This is a genomic window from Archangium sp., from assembly GCF_057119385.1.
Genome location: NZ_DBNGVP010000219.1, coordinates 1 through 20,737, shown reverse-complemented (window position 1 = coordinate 20,737; position 20,737 = coordinate 1). Strand labels below are relative to the sequence as shown.

Sequence of the window (20,737 nt, the reverse complement as noted above, 5' to 3'; positions counted from 1 at the left end):
CGGGTGTGCCATCGCCCGAAGCCCAAGCGCCAAGAGGAGGGGCCGCCATGAGCGGAATGGGAGCACTCTACGTGCCGTCGCAGTCGTGTGTCCGCAGTCAGGGCCGTGGCAAGGGGCTGTGGTTCATGGCGCTCGCGCTGCTCGCCGGAGGCTGCGCGGAGCAGGAGACCCCCACGGCGGCGCCCATGAGCCTGAACCAGGCGCTCACCGAGGCCGCGGAGGCGCGCCCGGCTCCGGCCGCCGCGCCCGTCGGACTGGCGCTCGAGGTGGATGGAGGCACGGGCATCCCGCTCAAGGTGAAGGCCGGGCAGAGCTTCTTCATCAACCAGATCGATCTGCGCGCCGCCATCACCGCCTCGCGGGACGAGGGCGTGGACGGCCTGCGGCGCGCGGGGGACTTCGCGCAGCTGCCCTGGCAGGGCGTGCGGCTGGCGGACGAGGAGCCCATCCCCCTGCCCAACCCGGACGGCACCTTCACCCGCCGCCGCTTCTATCGGGACGCGCAGTGGATGGAGCAGCCGAGCGTCTTCACCGTGCAGCCCGTGGACGCGGCGGGCCGCCCCACCGGCAAGGCCATCCGCCTGAACATCGGCAAGGATGACCGGTTCAAGAGCAACGACGACTTCTTCATCCGCCGGCTGCGCGCCATCCAGTGGGCGTACGACTGCCGCACCGGTACGGACTGCACCGGCGCGAAGAGCTTCTCCGAGGAGGCGCTCGTCGAGGTGCGCAACGCCCGCAGCGGCGCCGCCACCTTCACGCTCTCGCCGGACACCCGGGCCCTGCGGCTGGGCTGGTCGCTGCGCCCCGGCTCCCCGTACACCATCCCCGTGGAGCAGGTGGCCCAGCCCACGTACTCCTATGGCTTCTCCATCGACGTGAAGGCCGTCACCCCGGCGCGCGCGGATGGCACGTATGCGCCCGGCTCGGCCATCACCTTCCAGCTGGCGCTGCGCGACGGCGCCGGCAAGCGCCTCCACCCGGAGGGCCACCTGCCCTCCTACAACGAGGTGACTTTCGGGCAGAATGAGCCGGGCATCCAGTACTACCGGGCCTTCGCCTTCATCGATCCCTCCACGACGTACTACCGCCGCAAGCACCGGGAGCGCATGCTGATGACGCAGATCATCGGGCCCGCCCAGCGCATCCAGCCCATCCGCAGCATCGTGGAGCTGGACGCGTTCCTCGGCCCGGATGACGTGCAGACCATCGCCACCTTCGAGCGCGACGGCGTCTACGCCCAGTTCCAGACCTTCCCGCCGTCCAACAAGCTCTTCGGCGGGGCCTTCTTCCCGGAGACGCACGGCTGGGACGCGGCGGTGAGCACCTCGTGGACGTACCAGATTCCGGCCAACGCCGAGCCCGGCACCTACCTGGTGACGGTGAAGGGCCGCCGCGTCTACCTGGGCGAGGACGTGCCCGCCAGCCGCACCATCGAAATCCAGGTGGGCAGCCCCGAGCGCACCCAGGCGAAGCTGACCACGGGCTCCTGCAAGACGTGCCACGCCGAGGGCGGTGAGTTCTCCCAGGTGCTGCACGGCAACGAGAACCGCGCCGCGTGCGCCGCCTGCCACGCCCCGCTGGGCTTCGAGCTGGAGGGCCCCATCGTGGTGCGCACCCACTTCCTCCACTCGCGCTCGGACCGCTTCGACGCACCCAAGCAGCAGTGCGCCACCTGCCACCTGACGCCGGAGAGCACGCAGCGCACCAGCAAGGCCGCCTGCCTCTCGTGCCACAAGAGCTACCCCGACTCGCACGTGGAGAAGTTCGGCCCCATCGAGAGCATGTACGTCGGCGGCGGACGCGAGTCCTTCCAGCAGTGCACCGGCGCCTGCCATAAAACCCACCCGGGGAGCGGCTTCTAACGCCGCGGCCCCCCCACCTCCGGAGGTCCTCCTTGGCTCGAGTGAAGATGCAGACGGCCCGTACCACGCGGTCCGAGCCCGTCGCCGCCGCGGAGGACCTGCTCAGGCAATTGCAGGGAGACACCCCGAAGCTCGTCACCCTGTTCGCCTCGCGGGAGAGAGACCAGTTGGCCCTCAACCGCGCCGTGCGCGAGCGGCTGCCCCAGGGCACGCGGCTGGTGGGCGCCACCACCGCGGGCGAGCTGGACAACCAGGGCATCCACTCGGGCAGCGTGGTGCTGGGCGCGCTCTCCGGTGACTTCGAGGTGGGCCTGGGCCTGGGCACCGGCCTGTCCGTGGACGCCGTGGGCGCGGGCGCCACCGCCATCAAACGCGCCGCGCAGGACCTGGGCGTGCGCCAGCAGGACATCGACCCGCGCCAGTACGTGGGCCTCGTGATCGACGACGGCTTCCGCTACAAGAAAGAGGAGCTGCTGCTCGGCATCCTCGAGAAGAACCAGACGCTGGTGCTGGTGGGTGGAGGCGCCGCGGACCATGAGCAGGACCCCACGAAGCAGTCCGCCCTGCTCCACGTGGACGGCGAGGTGGCCACGGACGCCGTGCTAGTGGCCCTCTTCAAGACGAGCGCGCCCTGGGCCGCCCTGCGCTCGCACTGGTACCTGCCCACCGGTGAGCGCCTCACCATCACCCGCGTGGATGACAGCGCCACCCGCGCCCTGGAGATCGACGGCAAGCCGGCGGCCGAGCGCTACGCGGACCTCCTGGGTGTCCCCGTGGACGAGCTGGAGTTCGGCAAGCCCCGGGGCTTCGCCGTCCACCCCACCGCCCTCAAGGTGGGCCGCGAGTACTTCATCCGCTCCCCGTGGAAGCCCCTGCCCGACGGCTCCATCCTCTTCGCCAACCTCCTGGAGGAGGGCACCGAGCTGGAGCTGATGAAGATGGGAGACATGGCCGGCCTCACCCGTGCCTTCTTCCAGGAGGAGCTCCCCCGCCGCGTCTCCAACCCCCAGGCCTCCCTGCTTTTCCATTGCAGTGGGCGCATGTGGTACGCTGGCGCGACCGGCACTGTCCCCCAGTTGGCCGAGACCTTGCGCCACGCACCGGCGGCGGCTGGAATGAATGTGCACTTCGAGATCTACTCGGGGTTCCACATCAACACGACGCTGACGGTCCTGGCGTTCGGGGGAAACTGACACATGAGCGCTCCAGCTCCGGCGGTGCCCGGAAGTGAGACGCCCCGGCTGCTCCTGGTGGGCGGTGAGGGGGAGTGCGCCCGCGTGCTGGAGCGGCTGCGGCGCGCGGAGCTGAAGGTGACCGCGCGGCGCGTGTCCTCGCGCGAGGAGCTGGCCAGGGCCCTGGACTCGCCCTGGGAGCTGGCCGTGTGCGGCGCGGAGCTGCCGGGGCTGGACTTCCGCGAGGCCGCGCCCCTGCTGCGCCAGAAGGCACCCCAGCTGCCCTTCCTCGTCATCCCCTCCAAGTGGGACGACGCGGAGATGAGCGAGGCCATGGAGGCGGCCGGCGCCAGCAGCTACATCGACCCGGAGCACATGGCGGTGCTCGTGCCCATCATCCGCCGCGAGCTCCGGCGCGCCGTCGAGCGCCGCCAGCACCAGGAGGCCGAGACGAAGCAGGAGCGCTCGCGCTGGCTGCTGGAGCGGATTGTGGACAGCCTCCCCTTCGTCCTCTTCGTGAAGGACGCCGAGGAGCGCCGGCTCCAGGTGGTCAACAAGACGTTCGCCGATGCCTTCGGCGTCACCAAGCAGTGGCTGCTCGGCAAGCTGGACCACGACTACTTCCCGCGGGAGCAGGCCGACTCCTTCGTGGCCATCGACACGGAAATCCTCGAGACGAAGCGGCTCAAGGCCTTCGAGGAGGTGGCGCGCACCAACGGGGTGGACCGCATCTACGCCACGCGCAAGCTGCCGCTGCTGGATGACAACGGCGAGGCCCGCTACGTGCTGGGCATCACCGAGGACGTCACCGAGCGCAAGGCCTCCGAGGAGGATCTGCGCCGCTCCAAGGCCGAGCTGGAGGAGTCCAACAAGCGCCTGGCGGAGAACCTGGAGGAGCTCAAGAAGAGCCGCGCCGTGTCCGCGCGCACGCTGGCCAGCTACCAGCAGCGCGCCCTGCAGATGGAGATCATCCGTCAGCAGAACGAGGACCTGGACCGGCTGGCCACGGAGCTGTCCCTGGCCAAGCGCAACGAGGAGGAGCGCGCCCGCGAGGCCGAGGCCGCCGCCCGCCTCAAGAGCGAGTTCCTCGCCAACTTCAGCCACGAGATCCGCACGCCGCTCAACGGCATCATCGGCTACTGCGACCTGCTCATGCGCGAGGAGGGCAGCCGGCTCACGCCCCACGGCCGGCGCGACCTCAACGTGGTGAAGAAGAACGCGCAGACGCTGCTGGCGCTCATCAACGACATCCTCGACCTGTCGAAAATCGAGGCGGGCCGGGTGGAAGTCGTGGTGGAGCGGGTGGACATGCAGGAGCTGGCCGAGGAGTGCACGGCCACGGTGAAGGAGTACCTCAAGGGCAAGGACGTGGAGCTGCGCACGGACATCGACGAGCGCGTGGCGTACGTGCGCACGGACGCGCTGAAGCTGCGTCAAATCCTGCTCAACCTGCTGTCCAACGCGGCCAAGTTCACCGAGTCCGGCGAGGTGTCGCTCACCGCGCGCGCGGAGGGCAACGAGGCCGTCTTCATCGTCGAGGACACGGGCATCGGCATCCCCGGGGACCAGCTGCCCTTCATCTTCGAGAAGTTCCGCCAGGTGGACGGCTCCACCACGCGCACGGTGGGCGGCACCGGGCTGGGGCTGGCCATCGTCAAGGAGCTGAGCAAGGTGCTCGGCGGCGGCGTGGAGGTGACGAGCACCCTGGGCCGCGGCACCACCTTCACGGTGCGGCTCACCGGCATCCTCGAGGGGGATGCGCTGGGCACCTCGCGCGAGCTGGACAAGCCGGTGGCCCCGCGGGACGTGGGGGGCGAGCACGCGCACCGGGTGCAGGGTGGCACCGTGCTGGTGGTGGATGATGATCCGCTCGTGCAGCACCTGGTGGCCGGCCAGCTCGGGCCCGCGGGCTTCACCGTGGTGACGGCGTCGGACGGGCTGGAGGCGCTCAAGAAGGCGCGGGAGCTGCGCCCGCACGCCATCGTGCTGGACATCTACCTGCCGCGCCTGGACGGCTGGAGCGTGCTGTCCACCCTCAAGGGCGAGCAGGACCTGGCGCGCATCCCCGTCATCATCATCTCCGTGGAGGAGCAGCGCGCGCGCGGCTTCTCCCTGGGCGCGTGCGAGTACCTCATCAAGCCCGTGGAGCCCGAGCACCTGGTGGACGTGGTGCGCCGCAACATCGGCGGGGCCACCAGCGCGGGCGAGGTGCTGGTGGTGGACGACGATGCCTCCACCCGTGAGCTCGTCAGCCGCTCCCTGCGCCGCGCGGGCTTCTCCACCAACGAGGCCCACAACGGCGAGGACGCCCTGCTCAAGGCCCGCGTCTCCCCGCCCACCCTGGTGGTGCTCGACTTGATGATGCCCAACCTGGACGGCTTCGAGGTGCTGCACCGCCTGCGCGCCGAGAAGCTCCACGTCCCGGTGGTGGTGCTCACCGGCAAGACGCTCTCCAGCGAGGAGCAGGCCGTGCTGCGCGACGGCTTCGCCGGCTTCGTCCAGAAGGGCGGCCATGCGCTGGAGGAGGTCATCGGCCAGGCCAAGGGCCTGCTCCTCAAGCACAGCGCCCAGCGCGCCGGCCGCCTGCCGCGCATCCTCTACGTCGAGGACAACCCGCAGAACCGCGACATCGTCCGGCGCTACCTCGGCGGCCTCTTCGAGGTGCTGGAGGCCGAGGACGGGGAGCTGGGCGTGGAGCGCGCCGCCAAGGAGACGCCGGACCTCGTCCTCATGGACCTGTCCCTGCCCCGGCTGGACGGGTGGGAGGCCACCCGCCGCCTGCGCCAGCTGCCCAACGTGGCCTCCATCCCCGTCATCGCCGTCACCGCCCACGCCGGGCGCGAGTACCAGGAGAAGGCCTCGGCCGCCGGTTGCAACGGGTACCTCACCAAGCCTCTCGATCGCGACCAGCTGCTCGAGACCATTCGCAAGCATCTCGGGAGAAGTCATGGTTGATGGAGCCGTCCCCCCCAAGGTCCGCGTCCTCGTCGTGGACGATGACCCGGACCTGCTGGAGCTCGTCCGCCGCACCCTGTCGCCGCACTTCGAGGTGCAGACGCACCACTCGGCGCTGGGCGTGTCCAACCTCGTGCGCAACAGCGAGCCGGACCTGGTGCTGCTGGACGTGAACTTCCCCGCGCTCAAGGGCGACCAGGTGGTGAGCCTGGCGCGCCGCTACGCGCCCCGCACCACCAAGTTCATCCTCTACTCGGCTTCGGACGAGTCCAGGCTGCGCTCGCTCGCGCGCGCTTCCGGGGCGGATGGCTACCTGTCCAAGAGCGTCCAGGGCGCGGAGCTCATCCAACGGCTCACCGCGTTCCGCGACAAGGACCAGACCGTCCCCGCCTGAGAAAAAACGGCCGGGGCAGAGTGGGACGGCCCTGCCCCGGCCTGGGGGACCTTGGACAACCCGTGGCACGGACAGAGGGAGGTACCGTGCCACCCTCGAGCATGCGTCCGCGGGGCCCTGGCGGAAAGTGTGCCGCGGTACAGGGGACTTGCGTACAGGGAGTCCCGCCGCGCTACGGGTGGTGCTGCGCGTCCGCCGGCGTGGACAGGCCCGTCTGGTAGGCCATCATCGCCATCTCCACCCGGTTCTGCACGCCCAACTTTCGGTAGAGGTTGGACACGTGCGCCTTCACCGTGCGCTCGGTGATGCCCAGCCGGGCGGAGATCTGCAGGTTGTCCGCGCCGGAAGCCACCAGGCTCAGCACCTCGCGCTCCCGCAGCGTGAGCCTGTCCAACGGCGTGGCGGCGCGCTCGGTGCTCGCGGCGGACTGCACCGGGCTCATGAAGTCCGCGGGCACCACCCACTCGCCCCGGGAGACCTGCTCCACGGCGGCCACCAGCTCGGCGCTCGTCACGGTGAGCTTGCACAGGAAGCCGGCGGCCCCGGCCTGGAAGCAGCGCTCCATCACCGGCAGCTCCCGGTAGGAGGACAGCACCAGCGCGCGCGTCCGCGGCAGCTGCTCGCGCAGCGCCTCCACCACCTTCACGCCGTCGCCGACCTCATGGCTGTCCGGGCGCTCGAGCCGGATGTCCACCACCACCACGTCCGGCTTCGCCTCCCGCACCTGGGCGAGGAAGCCCTCGGCCTCCCGGCTCTGGGCCACCACGTCCATGCCAGCGCCTTGGAAGAGCGCGATCAGACTCTCGCGGAAGACCTGCTGGTCCTCCAGGATGCCGATTCGAATCCGTCCAGTCATAGGTGACTCCTCACGTCCCGACCCCTTACTGAACCCGCTGCGCTCGCAGGGGATTCTAGGACCGGGCGTGCAGCTTTGGAGTGAGCCTGTCCCGCCACTCTGTCTTCCAGGCGTCAGATGGGCGCAGGGAACCGGATACGACCCGCCCGCTCGCGGGGAGGTGGACCTACCGGGCGAGCGCCAGGGAGTCGGGAAGGCGGATGCGGACGCGGCCGATCTGCTCCACCACCAGCTCGCGGCGGCGCGGGAGCAGGTGGAGGCGGACGCAGCAGCCCGCCACGTAGGTGCGCAGGCCGTCTCCGTCCGGCTGGACCATGTCTTCCCAGCGAGGGTCCTCCGGAAGCAGGAACTCAGCGGTTTCGGCGATGCGCTGGAGGTGGGCCTCGAGGGAGACGCGGACTGGCGGGGGCAACTCCTCCAGCAGGGGAGCCAGGGGCTGGTCGATGTGAATGGAGAAGGACATTTGCCATTCACTGTCCTCAGGAGTGCGGGGAAAGTGAATTGTACCCATGAACGAGGCCGCGCTTGTCCCGGCCCCTCGCGTCCTTGCCCGCCCCCCTGGGCTGGGCTACGCCACACGTCATGGCCTCACGTCAGACCCGGGACAGCGAGCGCGAAGCCATCCTCGAGAAGGTGCGCCATGTGCCCAACCCCGCGCGCCCCGGACCCCTGCTCAATGCCCGTCAGGAAGACGGTGGCCGCACTGGCATGCGAGCCGCCACCGTGTCTAGCTGTACGGCCATGGGTGCACTGGCCGACCTCCTCGCCAAGCGGCGGGAGGACATCCTCCAGCGGTTCGAGCGCGAGGTGCGCGCCCGTTTCCCCGTGGACGATCAGCCGCGCTCCGTCATCCGCGATACACTCCCGCAGCTGCTCGACGAGCTGGGCGAGCTGCTGAGCGCCCTCGCCAGCGGCGAGTCCCCGTCCGCGATTCGCGACCAGATGCGCCAGACGGCACGCGAGCACCGGGCCCAGCGGCGTGCGCTCGGCTACGACGTCACGCAGATCGTCCGCGAGTACGGCATCGTGCGCGACTGCATCCTCGGGTTGCTGGAGGAGAGCGGCGGGGTGATCGTCCTCTCCGAGCAGCGGGTCCTGCACCGCGGCCTGGACCTCGCCATGGGGGATGCCGTCGCCGACTCCGAGCTCGGCCGGGAAGAGGAGCGCCGCGAGGCGGAGGAGGAGCGCACGGCGCTGCTGGAGCGCGAGCGCGCCGCCCACGCCGAGGCCGAGCGCCAGCGGGCCCTGCTGGAGGGCGTCATCACCCAGAGTGGGGATGCCATCATCGTGGCGGATGCCCAGGGCGTGCTGCGCCTCTTCAACGCGGAGGCCGAGCGCCAGCACGGCGTGCCCTTGAAGGAGGTGGGCCCGGAGGAGTGGGTGGAGACGTACGGGCTGTCGGACGAGGAGGGCCGCCCGCTGCCGCTGGAGCGGGTGCCGCTCTACCGCGCGCTCCAGGGCGAGCAGGTGCGCGACGAGCTGCTGTGGCTGAACCGGCCGGATGGCACGCGGCTGCCCGTCTCCGTCACGGCCCGGCCGCTGCGTGGGCCCGATGGCAATCCAGCGGGAGCGGTGTTCTCCGCGCGGGACATCGCGCTGCGCCGGGCCCTGGCGCAGGAGCGCGAGGAGGCCGTGGCGTTGTTGGACACGCTGCTGGCCACCGCGCCGGTGGGCCTGTCCTTCCTGGACAGGGACATGCGTTACGTCCGCATCAACCCCACCCTGGCCGCCATCAACGGCGTCCCCGTGGAACAGACGCTCGGGCGCACCGTCTGGGAGGTCATCCCGCACATCGCCCCCCACATCGAGCCCATCTACCGGCGAATCCTGGAGACCGGCGAGCCGGAGCTCAACGGGGAGCTCACCCTTCCCTCCCCCCACCCGGGAGGAGCCCCCCGCCACTACCTGGTGAGCTACGCCCCGGTGAAGGACAGGGAGGGCCCCCCCAGCATGGTGGCCGCGGCGGTGGTGGACATCACCGACATCAAGCGCTTCGAGGAGCAGCTGCGCCAGACGGCCGAGTTCCGCGAGCGCTTCCTCGGCATCGTCAGCCATGATCTGCGCAACCCGCTGAGCATCATCACCCTGTCGGCCACGCTGCTGCTGCGCCAGGAGACGCTGCCGGAGCGGGCGCTGCGGCTGGCCCAGCGCATCTCCCTCAACGCCGAGCAGATGACGCGGATGATAGGAGACCTGTTGGACCTGACGCGCGGGCGGCTGGGCGGCGGCATCCCCATCTCCCCGGCGCCGTGCGACCTGGGCACGCTGGGCCGCCGGGTGGTGAGCGAGCTGGAGGTGGCGCACCCGGCGCGCGAGCTGCGGCTGGAGGCCCGGGGAGACCTGCAGGGCGAGTGGGATCAGGACCGGCTGGCGCAGCTGCTCGGCAACCTGCTGCGCAACGCCGTGGACTACAGCCCCGGGGGCACGCCCATCACGCTGGCCCTGCACGGGGAGGGAGCGCGGGTGCGGCTCGAGGTGCGCAACCAGGGCGAGCCCATTCCCGCGGAGGTGCTGCCCGGCCTCTTCGAGCCGTTCCGCCGGGGGCAGGCGCGCGGCGGCGGCTCCACGGCGGGCCTGGGGCTGGGGCTCTACATCGTCCAGCAGATCGCCACCGCGCACGGGGGAGGCGTCGAGGTGCGCTCGACGCGCGAGGAGGGCACGGTGTTCACCGTCCGGCTGCCGCGGGTGGCGTCCCGGCGCGCGTGAGCCGTCTTCCGGGCTTTGCCCGGGTCACTGGACTCGAGTCCATGAACACTTACCGGCTTTGCACATCTCGCGGGGCTGAGGAGGGGGGAATTGTGGCCTCGGTGGCGTCCGGGAGGGGGGGTGGGCCTCCCAGGGGCAGCCCGAGGCGGTATCCTGGAGATCATCTTGCCAAGCCTCCAAGGGGAGCCCATGTCCGAGAGCGAGAACAAGATTCGTGTCCTCGTGGTGGACGATGATGTGGATCAGCTGATGTTGCTGGAGAGGTCGTTGCACGCCTACGGCTTCGAGGTGCGGACGCACCGTTCCTCGCTGGGGGTGTCCAACCTGGTGCGCCACGCGATGCCGGACCTGGTGCTGCTGGATGTGAACATTCCGGCGCTGAGCGGGGACAAGGTGCTGGCACTGGCGCGCAACCAGGCGCCGGCCACCACGCGCTTCATCCTGTACTCGGCGTCGGACGAGTCGAAGCTGCGCTCGCTGGCACTGGCCTCGGGAGCGGACGGCTACATCAGCAAGAGCATCCAGGGCGAGGCGTTGGCGAGGAAGTTGATCAGCATCTACAAGAAGAGCCGGCTGCCGGCGGCGGGAGCGCGTTAGGCGGGCGGACCGGGCTGGGGCCGTTGGATGAGCCCCGCCCGGTCGAGCAGCTCGCGGATGCGGGCGGTGAAGGCCACGTGCTCGGGGTTGCTCGCCGACATGGGCTCGGGGGAGAGCACGAGGAGCCAGCCCAGCGTTCCCACCGGTTCGATGCGCACGGGCGCGGGCAGCGGCGGCAGGTGGCCCAGGCGGCGCGACAGGTACGTGAGCCAGCCCACCCGTACCTCCCCTTTCCGCTTCTCGATGAGATCCACCATCTGCGAGGAGCTGGCCATGGCGTAGTCGGGGTCCCACGCCGTGGCCACACTGGTGAGCACCTCGGCCGGCACGGGCGAGCGGACCAATCGCTCCCAGACGGCGCTCTTCCCAAGAGGGCTGAGCACACACGAATTGGGCCCTCCCCACGGTGAGTATTTGCCACAAATAAAGCGGAGCATGATGGCCTCCTTCTTGGCGTTCCACGCCATCTGACGAAAGCCCATGTCCTCCATGACCTCCCTGCCAACGTCCGTGCGGAGCCTGCCCTTGAGGAGGAGGGTCTCCAATTCCTTCATCTCCGGGCGGACGGGCCAGCCTGGCAGCTCGCGCGGTGAACCACGGCCCGCCCGGTACCACTGAGCGAACGCCGGGTCACACCGCGCCAGCATGTGGAAGAAGAGCTCCGCGCGCCGCGCACACTCCAGCGCCGTCTCCTGTCGCGGTCCCCAGTACGCCCCGACGTAGTAGTCCTCTTGCATGCGTGCCCCTTTCTACTGCACGGGTCGCGTGTGGTGGACGGTGATGTTCGTCCAGTTGTTTTCCTTGAAGACCTTGCGAAGGTACTTCGCCACCTTGGCATCGGCGACATGCCAGCTCAGCGGCATTCCCAACTGTTGGGCCATCCTCGACTGATTCTCGGCTTGCTCCATCATCTGATCGAACTTGCCAGACCTCCTGAACCAGGTCTTGGGCGAGCCATCCGCCTCGAAGAAGGAGCAGTAGCCGGGGCCCTTGGCCTCCAGCAGTTCTCCCAGCTTGATGCCGTCGAACTCCACCTTCCCAATCATGTACACCCACCACGCGGGCCGCCCCGTCACCTGCTCCTGGTAGTCCTGGGAGCGCTTGGACTCATTGGTGGGCTTCTTGTACGTCCACCTGCCGGGATTCCGCGCTGGAGCCGTCTGGGACGCCTTCCCCGCCTTGCCGCTCGCGCCCCCGGTGTTGCCGCCCCGGCCCTTCCCCGCCATGTGGAGGATGGAGAAGGCACTCAGGTCCACGCCCGCCGTGCCCGCCGCGCCCGCCACCACGGCTTCCCCCAGCACCAACTCTCCCCTGGCCGTGAGCGACAACCCTGACACTTCCGCCCCCAGCCCGCCCATGCGCCCCACCATGGCCCTCGCGCCTCCGAGCAACAGGAGCAGGTGCGTGGACAGGCGCGCCGCCTCGCGTATCTGGTCTTCCCGCGACATGGCCCCGTAGTGCGCGAAGTACTCGGGCGAGGTGGCGATCAGGTACGCCACCGTCGTGGGCAACTGCCCCAGGTCCTCCAGCGTGCGGATGGGGTTGAGGACGGAGTGCGCCAGCGCCAGCGTCATCTCCGCCAGGGCCTCCTGGGCCCCATCCAGCGCGGCGTTGAGCGGGTCCCTCCCCAGGCCCAATTCGGCCAGGGGCTCGCTGTCCTCGCGCCGCAGGGCCTCGGTCACCGGGTAGAAGACGCCCCCATGTGAGAAGTAGAAGCCACCCACCACGAGGCGGCCCACCGTCCACTCTCCTTCCACCAGTTTCAGGGGTCCCCGGCGCTGAAGAGGCGTGCCATCGAGCGCGGCCACCAGGTAGCCGTCCGGACGCACCATCACCAGCCACACGAAGCGCTCGGCGCGCCACTTCAAGTCCGCGTACTCCACGCGCTCGCCCCCCTCGAGCACCTCGCGCAGCAGCCAGCTCAGCGCCCGGCGTGGAGCGAAGCTGCGCTGTGTCACCGGCGTCTTCGCCAGCTGCCTCAGCAGGTGGCGCGCCTGCTCCACGTAGAGCGCCGCACCCGCCGGGTGACGCGCCTCTTCCCCGAGGCCACTGGCCTCCTGCACCACCTGGAAGAAGTCCTCCGTCTGCTCGGGGAAGCCGCCCGCGGCACCCTCCAGCTCTCCAAGCACGGCGGTGACAGCGAGTCGCGAAGCGGGCCTCGATTGGAGCCCGAAGCCGCTCGTCAGGCTCGCGCGCGGATGGCCCGTGGCGCACCCGCCGAGGAGCACGGCCAGGACCAGGGCCAGAAACAGCCGCGCCCCCGGAGGGAACGCACCAACACGACGCGTGGACACGCCCCACCTCCCCCAGCCGCATGGGCTGACAGGTGACCCCCTGAAGTTCAGAGGGCGGTCATGGGGGAGGTCAAGTCACTCCAGGGCGGGAAGACCCTCACCCCGACCCTCTCCCAAAGGGAGAGGGGGCATCCGCTCACAGCAACGAGGCAACCTCCAGGAAGACGCCGCGGAAGTCGCCCCGTGCTCCGATGAGCTTCAGGTTCTGCGCCAGTCCCCCCGTGGAACGGAAGAACATCACCGCCTCGGCGGGCGGGCGGATCTTCAGGAAGCGCGGGGCGTTGCGTGCGAAGTGCAGCTTCATGTCCCGCGGAATCTGGCACGTGGCGTAGTCGTACGGCGTGATGCGCATGGGCCGCCCGGCGATGTGCAGCACCTCCTGGATGAGCGGCGCCGCCTCCGCGTCCGGCAGCTCCGAGGTGAAGCCCACCTCGCGGCTCAGCCCCATCACGTCCATGGACTCGAGCCGCACCGCGTGCTGGAACATGCGCCGGTTGGCGTCCACGAAGCGCGGGGTGAAGCGCTTGATGGAGCCGAAGTCCAGCACCCCCAGCCGCCCGTCCTCCAGCACCATGAAGTTGCCCGGGTGTGGATCCGCCTGCAGCTCCCCACTGAGGAAGAAAGGCCCGTAGATGGCGAGGATGAGCTGGCGCGCCACGCGGAAGCGCTCCTCGGCCGACGGCCCGGACACCACCCAGTCCTTGAGCGGACGGCCCTGGAGCAGCTCCAGCGTGAGCACGCGCCGGGTGGTGCGCTCGGGGATGACCTCGGGCACCTTCAGGTCCGGCAGCCGCGCCGCGCCCCGGCCGAAAGCGGTGCACAGCTCGGCCTCGCGCAGGTAGTCCGTCTCCAGCAACATCTCCTCGCGCAGCTCCTGGAAGTAGGCGGTGCCGTCCGTGAGGCGCGAGGCCTTCGACACGGTCTTCACCACCAGGCCCAGGTTGTCCATGTCGCCGGTGAGCGTCTCGGCGATGCCGGGGTACTGCACCTTCACCGCCACCTTGCGGCCATCGTGCAGCACCGCGCGGTGCACCTGGCCCAGCGAGGCGGCGGCGAGCGGCTTCTGTTCGAACTCGCGGAAGAGCGCCTCCGGGGCGTCCCCGAGCTCCTCGCGGAGGACACGGGACACCACCTCCCACGGCATGGGCGGGGCCTCGTTCTGCAGGCGGGCGATGACCTGGCGCACCTCGGGGCTGAGCAGCTCCGTGTCCATGGACACCGCCTGGCCCAGCTTCATGGCCGCGCCCTTGAGCTCTCCCAGGGTGGAGACGAGCTTCTCGGCCGTCGCCTTGGTCAGGAACTCCGGATCCTGCCCCGCGAGCCGCTTCGCTCCATTCTTGAGCACATCCGCGCTGATCTGCGCCGAGAGGCCGGCCAGCTTGCGGAAGCGGTTGAACCGCCCCTGCAGGGGAAGCTTGTCATCGGAGTCGGAGGGGTCGGAGGCCATGGGCGCGCCCATACTAACGGGGGGGCGCGGAGGACGCATGGTCACGCATCCTCACCCGGAGGGCGTGCCAGCGTTTGAGGGCCTCCAGGTGGAGCGGATCCACCCGGAGGGCGGCCTCGTAGGCGGCGAGGGCCTCGGGCAGGCGGCCAGCGGAGCGGAAGGCATCCCCGGAAGCCAGGTGCAGCACCGAGTGGCCCTCGGTCCGCGGGTGGCGGGCGAGGAAGCGCCGGCGGCACGCCTCCAGGGCGGTGACGGTGAGGCCGGCGGCCAGGCAGCGCACCACCCCCTCCAGGTTGCGCAGCTCCGCGTCGTACTCCACGCGCCGCTCCAGGTGGCCGAGCACGAGGAGCGCCTCGGCCACCTTGCCGAGCGCCCGCTGGACGAGGGCCCGCTGGCCGGGAGAGAGCGGAAGAGAAAGCAGGGGCTCCAACCGGTTGCGCGAGTCACGGGCGCTGGCGCGCACGCTGTCGGCATCGGCGGTCCGGGGCACGTTCAGCACCGAGTAGTGGTCCCCGGCGAGGCGCTGGCGGAACTCGCGCAGCACGGGCTCGGCGCGGGCGTCGTCCTGGGGCGCGGTGGGCGGCGTGGGCTCCGGGGTCTTCTCCCCCGCGAGCAGCCGGGCGAAGGTCTGCTGGAAGGCGGCGGTGGCGTCGCGCAGCTCCACGCCGAAGCCCGGCACCATGTTCCACGCCCGGGCCTGCTCGGCCGTCACGTGGCCCACCACCTTGCCGGTGCAGGGCAGCTCGCCCCCGGGCAGCCGCAGCAACAGCGACACGTCCGAGAGGACGGGAGGTGGCTCGTCTCCGGTGCGCACGAAGAGGCCGGTGCGGCCCACACGCTCACACGGGTACTCGCGCATGCCCAGCGAGCCATGCACCGGCACGCGCGCGAAGAAGCCGGCCGCGGGCAGCGGCGCGGGCGTGCGCGCCGGGGTGATGGAGGCCTCCAGGGCGGAGCGCAGCTCGGCGGCGGTGGCGTAACGCGCCTCGGGCCGCTTGGCCAGCGCGCGCAGCAGCACCGCGGACAGCGAGGGCGGAATCCCCGGGCGCACCTCGTGCGGCGGGCGCGGGGCCTGCTGCAGGTGGGCCACCAGAATCTCGGCGGCGTTGCTGCCGCTGAAGGGCGTGGTGCCGGTGAGCAGCAGGTAGCCGAGCACCCCCACCGCGTAGAGGTCCGTGCGCGCGTCCACGTCATTGCCGCCACACTGCTCGGGGGCCATGAACTCGGGCGTGCCCATGAGCACGCCGGTGCGGGTGGGCGTCTCCCCCTCCAGCCGGACGAGCCGCTTGGCGATGCCGAAGTCGAGCAGCTTCACCCGGTGGCGCCCGTGGTGGCCCGGCACGAGGAAGACGTTGGCGGGCTTGAGGTCGCGGTGGACGATGCCGCGGGCATGGGCGGCCCCGAGCGCGTCGCACACCTGGGCGAGCAGCTCCACGGCCAGCGCCGGCTCGAGCGGCCCGCGCGCGAAGGCGGCGAGGCTCTGGCCCTCCAGGTACTCCATGACGAAGTAGGGGCGGCCCTCGCGCGTGTCGAGGTCGTACACGGTGACGACGTTCTCGTGCTGCACGAGGCTCATGGCCCGCGCCTCGGCGAGGAAGCGGGAGACGAGCTCCGGCTCATCGGCGAGGTGGCGGTGGAGCACCTTCACCGCCACGCGCTTGGGGATGAGGACGTGCTCGGCGAGCAGCACCGTGCCCATGCCCCCGCGGCCCAGCTCGCGCAGGGCCATGAAGCTGCCGAAGCGCTGGCCCACGAACCGCTCGCCCCGCTCGCCCGAGGGCGGCAGGGTCACCTGAGCCGAGACGCGGGCCTCGGGAGGCCGCACGACGGTGGGGCACTCCGCCAGCTCCGGGTGCGGAGGGTGGCAGGCGCAGTTCGGGCGGGAGTCGGGTTCCACGGCCCCCCCAAGCCATGCCAGCTTCGTGCCGTCGCCTTCCACCAGGGTCCGCACACCTGCTACGTCGCGAAGTGGTTGAAGTGCCCTGCCTGTAGGACACTATCGGCGCGCATCCCCTCATTCCCAGGTGCAGACAACCGTTCGGAGGCCTGTAAAAAGCACCACGGACGGGCTGAAACTTCTACCGCTCCGCCGCCTCTTTCCAGTCCACCTCTGAATGATCCACTGCCGCTGCGCGCGGCCCGCTCCGGACGCGCACGTCCTCAACTGGTCCGACAATCGGACCCGTTGCGCGAGCCCGGCACCGGAGGGTCCTCCCGCCCCGGCGCGAGGAGCGCGAAGCGGTGGCTACGTCCGGGAGGGACGCGCGGCGAGCACTGGGGATGGCGGGGGGGGCCGTCTGGGTGCGGGGCATCATCGCCGAGGGGGGCGATGACGGCGTACGGCGTCCTGCGCACCAGGTGAATCCACATCCCCTCTCCCGTGGGGGCGAGGGTGCAACGGGCGACGGGGGAAAGCCGCGTCAGTGACGGCCGTTGGCGGCCAGGAGGTCCGAGGAGAGGGAAGCCAGCTCGGTGTCCTCGCGCTCGACGTCGAGCACGGAGACGGTGCGGCAGGACTCGTCGACCTCGTAGAGGAGCGCGTAGCCATCCACGATGCAGCGCAGCAGGGGCCTGTCCGTGGCGCCGAGCTTGAACCAGAGCGGGTTGAGGGGAGGAGCCACCTCGGCCAGCTGGGCGATGTCCTCGATGCGGCGGTGGACCCGTTCGACGAGTGCGGGTGGAAGCGCTTTCAAGGTGCTCCACAGCTCCACGGGGATATGGACGCGGTAGGCCATGGGGAGCCAGATGGCCATTGCACTTGCGACCGACAAGTGGGGGGCTGCGCATTCCCTGACACGTGGGGCTGTCCCACGGGTCCATTCCGCTGGATTCACGACACCTGGAGCGCCCGAAGTGTGCGCCACCGGTCACGCGGAAGGCCGCGGTGGAAACCCGAGCCCGTGCCGGATTTCTCGGAAGGCGTGCTGCTCCGTGTTCAGATGCGCGCCGTGGAAACACTCGTACGCATCGCGGAGGCCCTCGGGCGTTTCTCCGCGCGCTTCGTGCCCAGCTCGTTCGCCATCGCGGTGCTGCTGTCGCTGCTCACCATGGGGCTGGCCATGGGGTGGGCGGACGCGCCGCCGGGGAAGGTGGTGGACGCGTGGGGAGGGGGCTTCTGGGAGCTGCTCACCTTCTCCATGCAGATGGCGCTGGTGATGTTCACCGGGTACCTGCTGGCGCTCACGCGGCCGGTGAGGGCGGTGCTGGAGCACCTGGCGGGGCTGGCGCGAAGCCCCCGGGGCGCGGTGGTGCTCATGGCCTCGGTGTCCATGGGGCTGGCCTACATCAACTGGGGCCTGTCCCTGGTGGCGAGCGCCATGCTGGTGCGCTTCGTGGTGCGGCGGCAACCGGACGTGGACTACCGGCTGCTGGTGGCCTGCGCGTACTTCGGCCTGGGCGCCACCTGGCACGCGGGCCTGTCCGCCTCGGCGCCGCTGCTGGTGGCCACCCCCGGCCACTTCCTGGAGAAGCAGCTCGGCCTCATCCCCATCGACCGCACGCTCTTCTCCCCCTTCAACCTCGGGCTCACCGTGGCGGTGGTGGGCGGCCTCACGCTGCTGGCCTGGGCGCTGCACCCGCGGCCCGGGGCGGCGGTGCGCGTGGACCCGGCCATCCTGGAGCAGCTCGAGGACTTCGAGCCGCCCGTGCGCCCGCGCGAGAAGAGCCTCGCGGTGTGGATGGACTTCTCCCCGCTGCTCAACGTCGTCTTCGGCGCACTGGGCCTGCTCTGGTTCGGACGCCACCTGTGGCTCAACGGCGGCTGGAAGGCCATCAACCTCAACGTGGTGAACTTCCTCTTCCTCACGCTGGCGGTGCTGCTGCACGGCACGCCCGCGCGGCTGCTCAAGGCCAGCGAGGAGGCCGCCAGCGTGCTGCACGGCATCGTCCTGCAGTTCCCGCTCTACGCCGGCATCTACGGCATCTTCAAGGCCACCGGCCTCACCGAGCGCATCGGCCACCTCTTCGTCTCGCTCTCCACCCCGCAGACGTTCCCCGCCATCGTCTACCTGTACAGCGGCGTGGTGAACTACTTCGTGCCCTCGGGCGGCTCCAAGTGGGCCATTGAAGCGCCCTACCTGCTGGAGGCGGCCCGGACACTCGGGGTGGCGCCGGAGAAGGTGGTGCTCGCGTACGCCTGGGGAGACATGGCCACCGACCTCATCCAGCCCTTCTGGGCCCTGCCCCTGCTGGCGGTGGCGCGGCTCGACTTCAAGGACATCCTCGGCTTCCTGCTGGTGGCCTTCTTCGTGTACCTGCCGCTCGTCACCCTCGCCTTCTTCCTGTGGTAGACACTCGCCCCCAGCGGGCCGGCGGCGAGCGCTGGCCCCACATCAGCCCGAATCGAGGGGGAGACACCATGGCAGGCAATCTGAAGAAGCTGGCGATGTGCGCGGTGGTGGCGTTTGGCGGCGTGGCGATGGCCCAGGACGCGGTGGAGAGCGCCCCGGCCCACGAGCCCGTGAAGGTCCCGTCCGCCGACGCGGTGAAGACCACCTGGGAGTACTTCTACAAGGGCCAGGGCCAGGGCCCCGTGCTCGTGGACGCCAAGCTCTGCACCGAGGTGGCCAAGGACGGCCCCAACAAGTTCGAGTGCACCGTCGAGGCCAGCCCGGATGGCGTCAAGGCCGGCACCAACGTCATGCTGTGGCAGTCCTACCTGGTTCCCCAGGGCGACAGCATCGAGGACCTCATGGTCCAGGTGAAGCAGGGCAACGTGGTCCGCGAGACCAAGGACGTGAAGATCAAGGGCGAGGGCTGGCGCTCCCGCCAGTGGACCGGCGTGCGCCTGAACAAGGCCGGTGACTGGACCGTCACCATCATGCGCGGCGAGCAGGAGCTCAAGAGCATCAAGGTGAAGGTGCTCTGAGCCGCACTCCCTGTCCCTCTGGGAGAGGGTGGGGGTGAGGGTCTTCCCGAGAAGCCCACCTTACCTGTGGGATAAGGCGCCTCCCCTCTCCCAGAGGGAGAGGGCTGAACCCCGTTGATCCCGATACCCGCCCCCCGTCCCGCTCCCGGAGGGGGGGCTTCCCGCGACAATCACTCTCACGGGAATTCGACTTCCCCACCGGGGCCGTGGTACACGCGGGCCGCCTTCAGGCGTGCTCTCCGGCCCTGAAGGGCGAGGCTGTGCTGAAGCGTCGGCGTGCGGACCCCCGCCCGCAGGCGGCCAACCCCTCGACACCCCCTCTTCTTCCCGGCGAGCGGAGGCCGAGAGCGCCGCCCGCCACAGATGATGAGCTTTTGAGGAGTTGAACCCCATGAATCCCACTTCACGGATGGACGCTCTCCGCGCGAGCGTCACCGGCACCGCCGTCAGGGTCCTCGGACTGCTGGCCGTGCTGGCCTCCGGCACCGCCCGCGCCAGCGAGGCGGACCTCGTCCTCCCGGACTTCAGCAGCGTCTCCTTCCTCGGCGGGCTCAACGGCCGCGCCCTGCTGATGGCCGGCATCGCCGTCTCCATCTTCGGCCTCGCCTTCGGCTTCATGCAGTACACGGCCCTGCGCAACCTGCCGGTCCACAAGTCGATGCTCGAGATCTCCGAGCTCATCTACGAGACCTGCAAGACGTACCTCATCACCCAGGGCAAGTTCATCCTCATCCTCGAGGTGCTCATCGGCGCCGTGATGGTGGTGTACTTCGGCTTCCTGCGGCACATGGAGTTCGTCAAGGTCGCCGCCATCCTGGTGTTCAGCCTCATCGGCATCGCCGGCAGCTACGGCGTGGCCTGGTTCGGCATCCGGGTGAACACCTTCGCCAACAGCCGCACCGCCTTCGCGTCGCTGCGCGGCAAGCCCTACCCCACCTACGCCATCCCCCTGCAGGCCGGTATGTCCATCGGCATGGTGCTCATCTCCACCGAGCTCCTGCTGATGCTCATCATCCTCCTGTTCGTCCCCGCCGACTTCGCCGGCCCCTGCTTCATCGGCTTCGCCATCGGCGAGTCGCTGGGCGCCTCGGTGCTCCGCATCGCCGGCGGTATCTTCACGAAGATCGCCGACATCGGCTCGGACCTGATGAAGATCGTCTTCAAGATCAAGGAAGACGACGCTCGCAACCCGGGCGTGATCGCCGACTGCACGGGTGACAATGCCGGCGACTCGGTGGGACCGTCGGCCGACGGCTTCGAGACCTACGGCGTCACCGGCGTGGCCCTCATCTCGTTCATCCTGCTGGCGGTCACCGAACCGGCCGTGCAGGTGCAACTCCTCGTCTGGATCTTCATGATGCGTGTCATGATGATCGTGGCGTCGGGGTTGTCATACTTCATCAATGAGGCCGTCGCCAAGGCGCAGTACGCCGAAGCGCACAAAATGAACTTCGAGGCGCCCCTCACGCGCCTGGTGTGGCTCACCTCGATCGTCTCGGTGGTCATCACCTACGCCGCGTCGTACCTGCTCATCCCGGCCATCGGCGATGGCACCCTGTGGTGGAAGCTGGCGACCATCATCAC

16 protein-coding genes are annotated in these 20,737 nt (G+C 70.0%); 9 read left to right on the top strand and 7 right to left on the bottom strand.

Annotation, left to right across the window (positions count from 1 at the left end; all coding sequences use genetic code 11):
* Positions 1-47 precede the first annotated feature (47 nt).
* From AC16DP_RS49680 to AC16DP_RS49665, 4 genes are read left to right on the top strand one after another with little or no spacing between them, the layout of a single operon-like run.
* Positions 48-1,865, top strand: a complete 1,818-nt coding sequence (locus AC16DP_RS49680) for a cytochrome C (protein ID WP_329729659.1) — start codon at positions 48-50, stop codon at positions 1,863-1,865.
* Between the two features lie 32 nt (positions 1,866-1,897).
* A complete protein-coding gene (locus AC16DP_RS49675; RefSeq protein ID WP_329729660.1) occupies positions 1,898-3,058 on the top strand; it encodes an FIST signal transduction protein in 1,161 nt (386 codons plus the stop codon).
* A 3-nt stretch (positions 3,059-3,061) separates the two neighbouring features.
* Entirely contained in the window at positions 3,062-5,992 is a 2,931-nt protein-coding gene (locus tag AC16DP_RS49670; protein ID WP_329729661.1) for a response regulator, read from the top strand.
* Entirely contained in the window at positions 5,985-6,386 is a 402-nt protein-coding gene (locus AC16DP_RS49665; RefSeq protein WP_329729662.1) for a response regulator, read from the top strand. The genes AC16DP_RS49670 and AC16DP_RS49665 overlap by 8 nt, the downstream gene beginning before the upstream one ends.
* A gap of 172 nt (positions 6,387-6,558) precedes the next feature.
* Here AC16DP_RS49665 and AC16DP_RS49660 read toward each other — a convergent pair whose 3' ends face one another.
* The gene (locus AC16DP_RS49660) at positions 6,559-7,242 is read right to left on the bottom strand and encodes a response regulator transcription factor (RefSeq protein WP_329729663.1); all 684 of its coding nucleotides are present in this window, start codon (positions 7,240-7,242) and stop codon (positions 6,559-6,561) included.
* A gap of 166 nt (positions 7,243-7,408) precedes the next feature.
* On the bottom strand, positions 7,409-7,705 hold the full coding sequence (locus AC16DP_RS49655) for a hypothetical protein (RefSeq protein ID WP_329729664.1): 297 nt from the start codon (positions 7,703-7,705) through the stop codon (positions 7,409-7,411).
* Between the two features lie 119 nt (positions 7,706-7,824).
* Here AC16DP_RS49655 and AC16DP_RS49650 point away from each other — a divergent pair, with 119 nt between their 5' ends.
* Together AC16DP_RS49650 and AC16DP_RS49645 are read left to right on the top strand one after the other, a co-directional pair.
* Complete coding sequence (locus tag AC16DP_RS49650; RefSeq protein ID WP_329729665.1) at positions 7,825-9,948, top strand: PAS domain-containing protein; 2,124 nt, start codon at positions 7,825-7,827, stop codon at positions 9,946-9,948.
* Positions 9,949-10,137: 189 nt separating this feature from the next.
* Complete coding sequence (locus AC16DP_RS49645; protein WP_047854956.1) at positions 10,138-10,545, top strand: response regulator; 408 nt, start codon at positions 10,138-10,140, stop codon at positions 10,543-10,545.
* Here the strand turns inward: AC16DP_RS49645 and AC16DP_RS49640 are convergent.
* From AC16DP_RS49640 to AC16DP_RS49620, 5 genes are all read right to left on the bottom strand, one after another.
* Positions 10,542-11,282, bottom strand: a complete 741-nt coding sequence (locus AC16DP_RS49640; protein WP_329729666.1) for an Imm52 family immunity protein — start codon at positions 11,280-11,282, stop codon at positions 10,542-10,544. The genes AC16DP_RS49645 and AC16DP_RS49640 overlap by 4 nt on opposite strands.
* 12 nt (positions 11,283-11,294) lie before the next feature.
* A complete protein-coding gene (locus AC16DP_RS49635; protein WP_329729667.1) occupies positions 11,295-12,839 on the bottom strand; it encodes a Tox-REase-5 domain-containing protein in 1,545 nt (514 codons plus the stop codon).
* Between the two features lie 136 nt (positions 12,840-12,975).
* Positions 12,976-14,286 (bottom strand): ABC1 kinase family protein, encoded by a 1,311-nt coding sequence (locus AC16DP_RS49630; RefSeq protein WP_329729730.1) that lies wholly within the window; start codon positions 14,284-14,286, stop codon positions 12,976-12,978.
* Positions 14,287-14,299: 13 nt separating this feature from the next.
* Positions 14,300-16,183 carry a protein kinase domain-containing protein gene (locus tag AC16DP_RS49625; protein WP_329729668.1) on the bottom strand — a complete coding sequence of 628 codons (1,884 nt, stop codon included), beginning with the start codon at positions 16,181-16,183 and terminating at the stop codon, positions 14,300-14,302.
* A gap of 523 nt (positions 16,184-16,706) precedes the next feature.
* A complete protein-coding gene (locus AC16DP_RS49620; protein WP_329729669.1) occupies positions 16,707-17,039 on the bottom strand; it encodes a type II toxin-antitoxin system RelE family toxin in 333 nt (110 codons plus the stop codon).
* Between the two features lie 195 nt (positions 17,040-17,234).
* On the opposite strand from AC16DP_RS49620, the gene AC16DP_RS49615 reads away from it, so the two are divergent.
* The 3 genes from AC16DP_RS49615 to AC16DP_RS49605 form a co-directional block, all read left to right on the top strand.
* Positions 17,235-18,575, top strand: a complete 1,341-nt coding sequence (locus tag AC16DP_RS49615; protein WP_329729670.1) for a short-chain fatty acid transporter — start codon at positions 17,235-17,237, stop codon at positions 18,573-18,575.
* 68 nt (positions 18,576-18,643) lie between these two features.
* Positions 18,644-19,153 (top strand): hypothetical protein, encoded by a 510-nt coding sequence (locus tag AC16DP_RS49610; protein ID WP_329729671.1) that lies wholly within the window; start codon positions 18,644-18,646, stop codon positions 19,151-19,153.
* A gap of 391 nt (positions 19,154-19,544) precedes the next feature.
* Positions 19,545-20,737 (top strand): sodium/proton-translocating pyrophosphatase (locus tag AC16DP_RS49605; protein WP_483957113.1); only part of this gene is annotated, 1,193 nt, incomplete at its 3' end.

Coding starts and splice junctions, on each gene's coding strand:
- AC16DP_RS49680 (WP_329729659.1), top strand. CDS start 48: ATGAGCGGAATGGGAGCACTCTACGTGCCGTCGCAGTCGTGTGTCCGC.
- AC16DP_RS49670 (WP_329729661.1), top strand. CDS start 3,062: ATGAGCGCTCCAGCTCCGGCGGTGCCCGGAAGTGAGACGCCCCGGCTG.
- AC16DP_RS49665 (WP_329729662.1), top strand. CDS start 5,985: ATGGTTGATGGAGCCGTCCCCCCCAAGGTCCGCGTCCTCGTCGTGGAC.
- AC16DP_RS49660 (WP_329729663.1), bottom strand. CDS start 7,242: ATGACTGGACGGATTCGAATCGGCATCCTGGAGGACCAGCAGGTCTTC.
- AC16DP_RS49655 (WP_329729664.1), bottom strand. CDS start 7,705: ATGTCCTTCTCCATTCACATCGACCAGCCCCTGGCTCCCCTGCTGGAG.
- AC16DP_RS49650 (WP_329729665.1), top strand. CDS start 7,825: ATGGCCTCACGTCAGACCCGGGACAGCGAGCGCGAAGCCATCCTCGAG.
- AC16DP_RS49645 (WP_047854956.1), top strand. CDS start 10,138: ATGTCCGAGAGCGAGAACAAGATTCGTGTCCTCGTGGTGGACGATGAT.
- AC16DP_RS49640 (WP_329729666.1), bottom strand. CDS start 11,282: ATGCAAGAGGACTACTACGTCGGGGCGTACTGGGGACCGCGACAGGAG.
- AC16DP_RS49630 (WP_329729730.1), bottom strand. CDS start 14,286: ATGGCCTCCGACCCCTCCGACTCCGATGACAAGCTTCCCCTGCAGGGG.
- AC16DP_RS49620 (WP_329729669.1), bottom strand. CDS start 17,039: ATGGCCATCTGGCTCCCCATGGCCTACCGCGTCCATATCCCCGTGGAG.
- AC16DP_RS49610 (WP_329729671.1), top strand. CDS start 18,644: ATGGCAGGCAATCTGAAGAAGCTGGCGATGTGCGCGGTGGTGGCGTTT.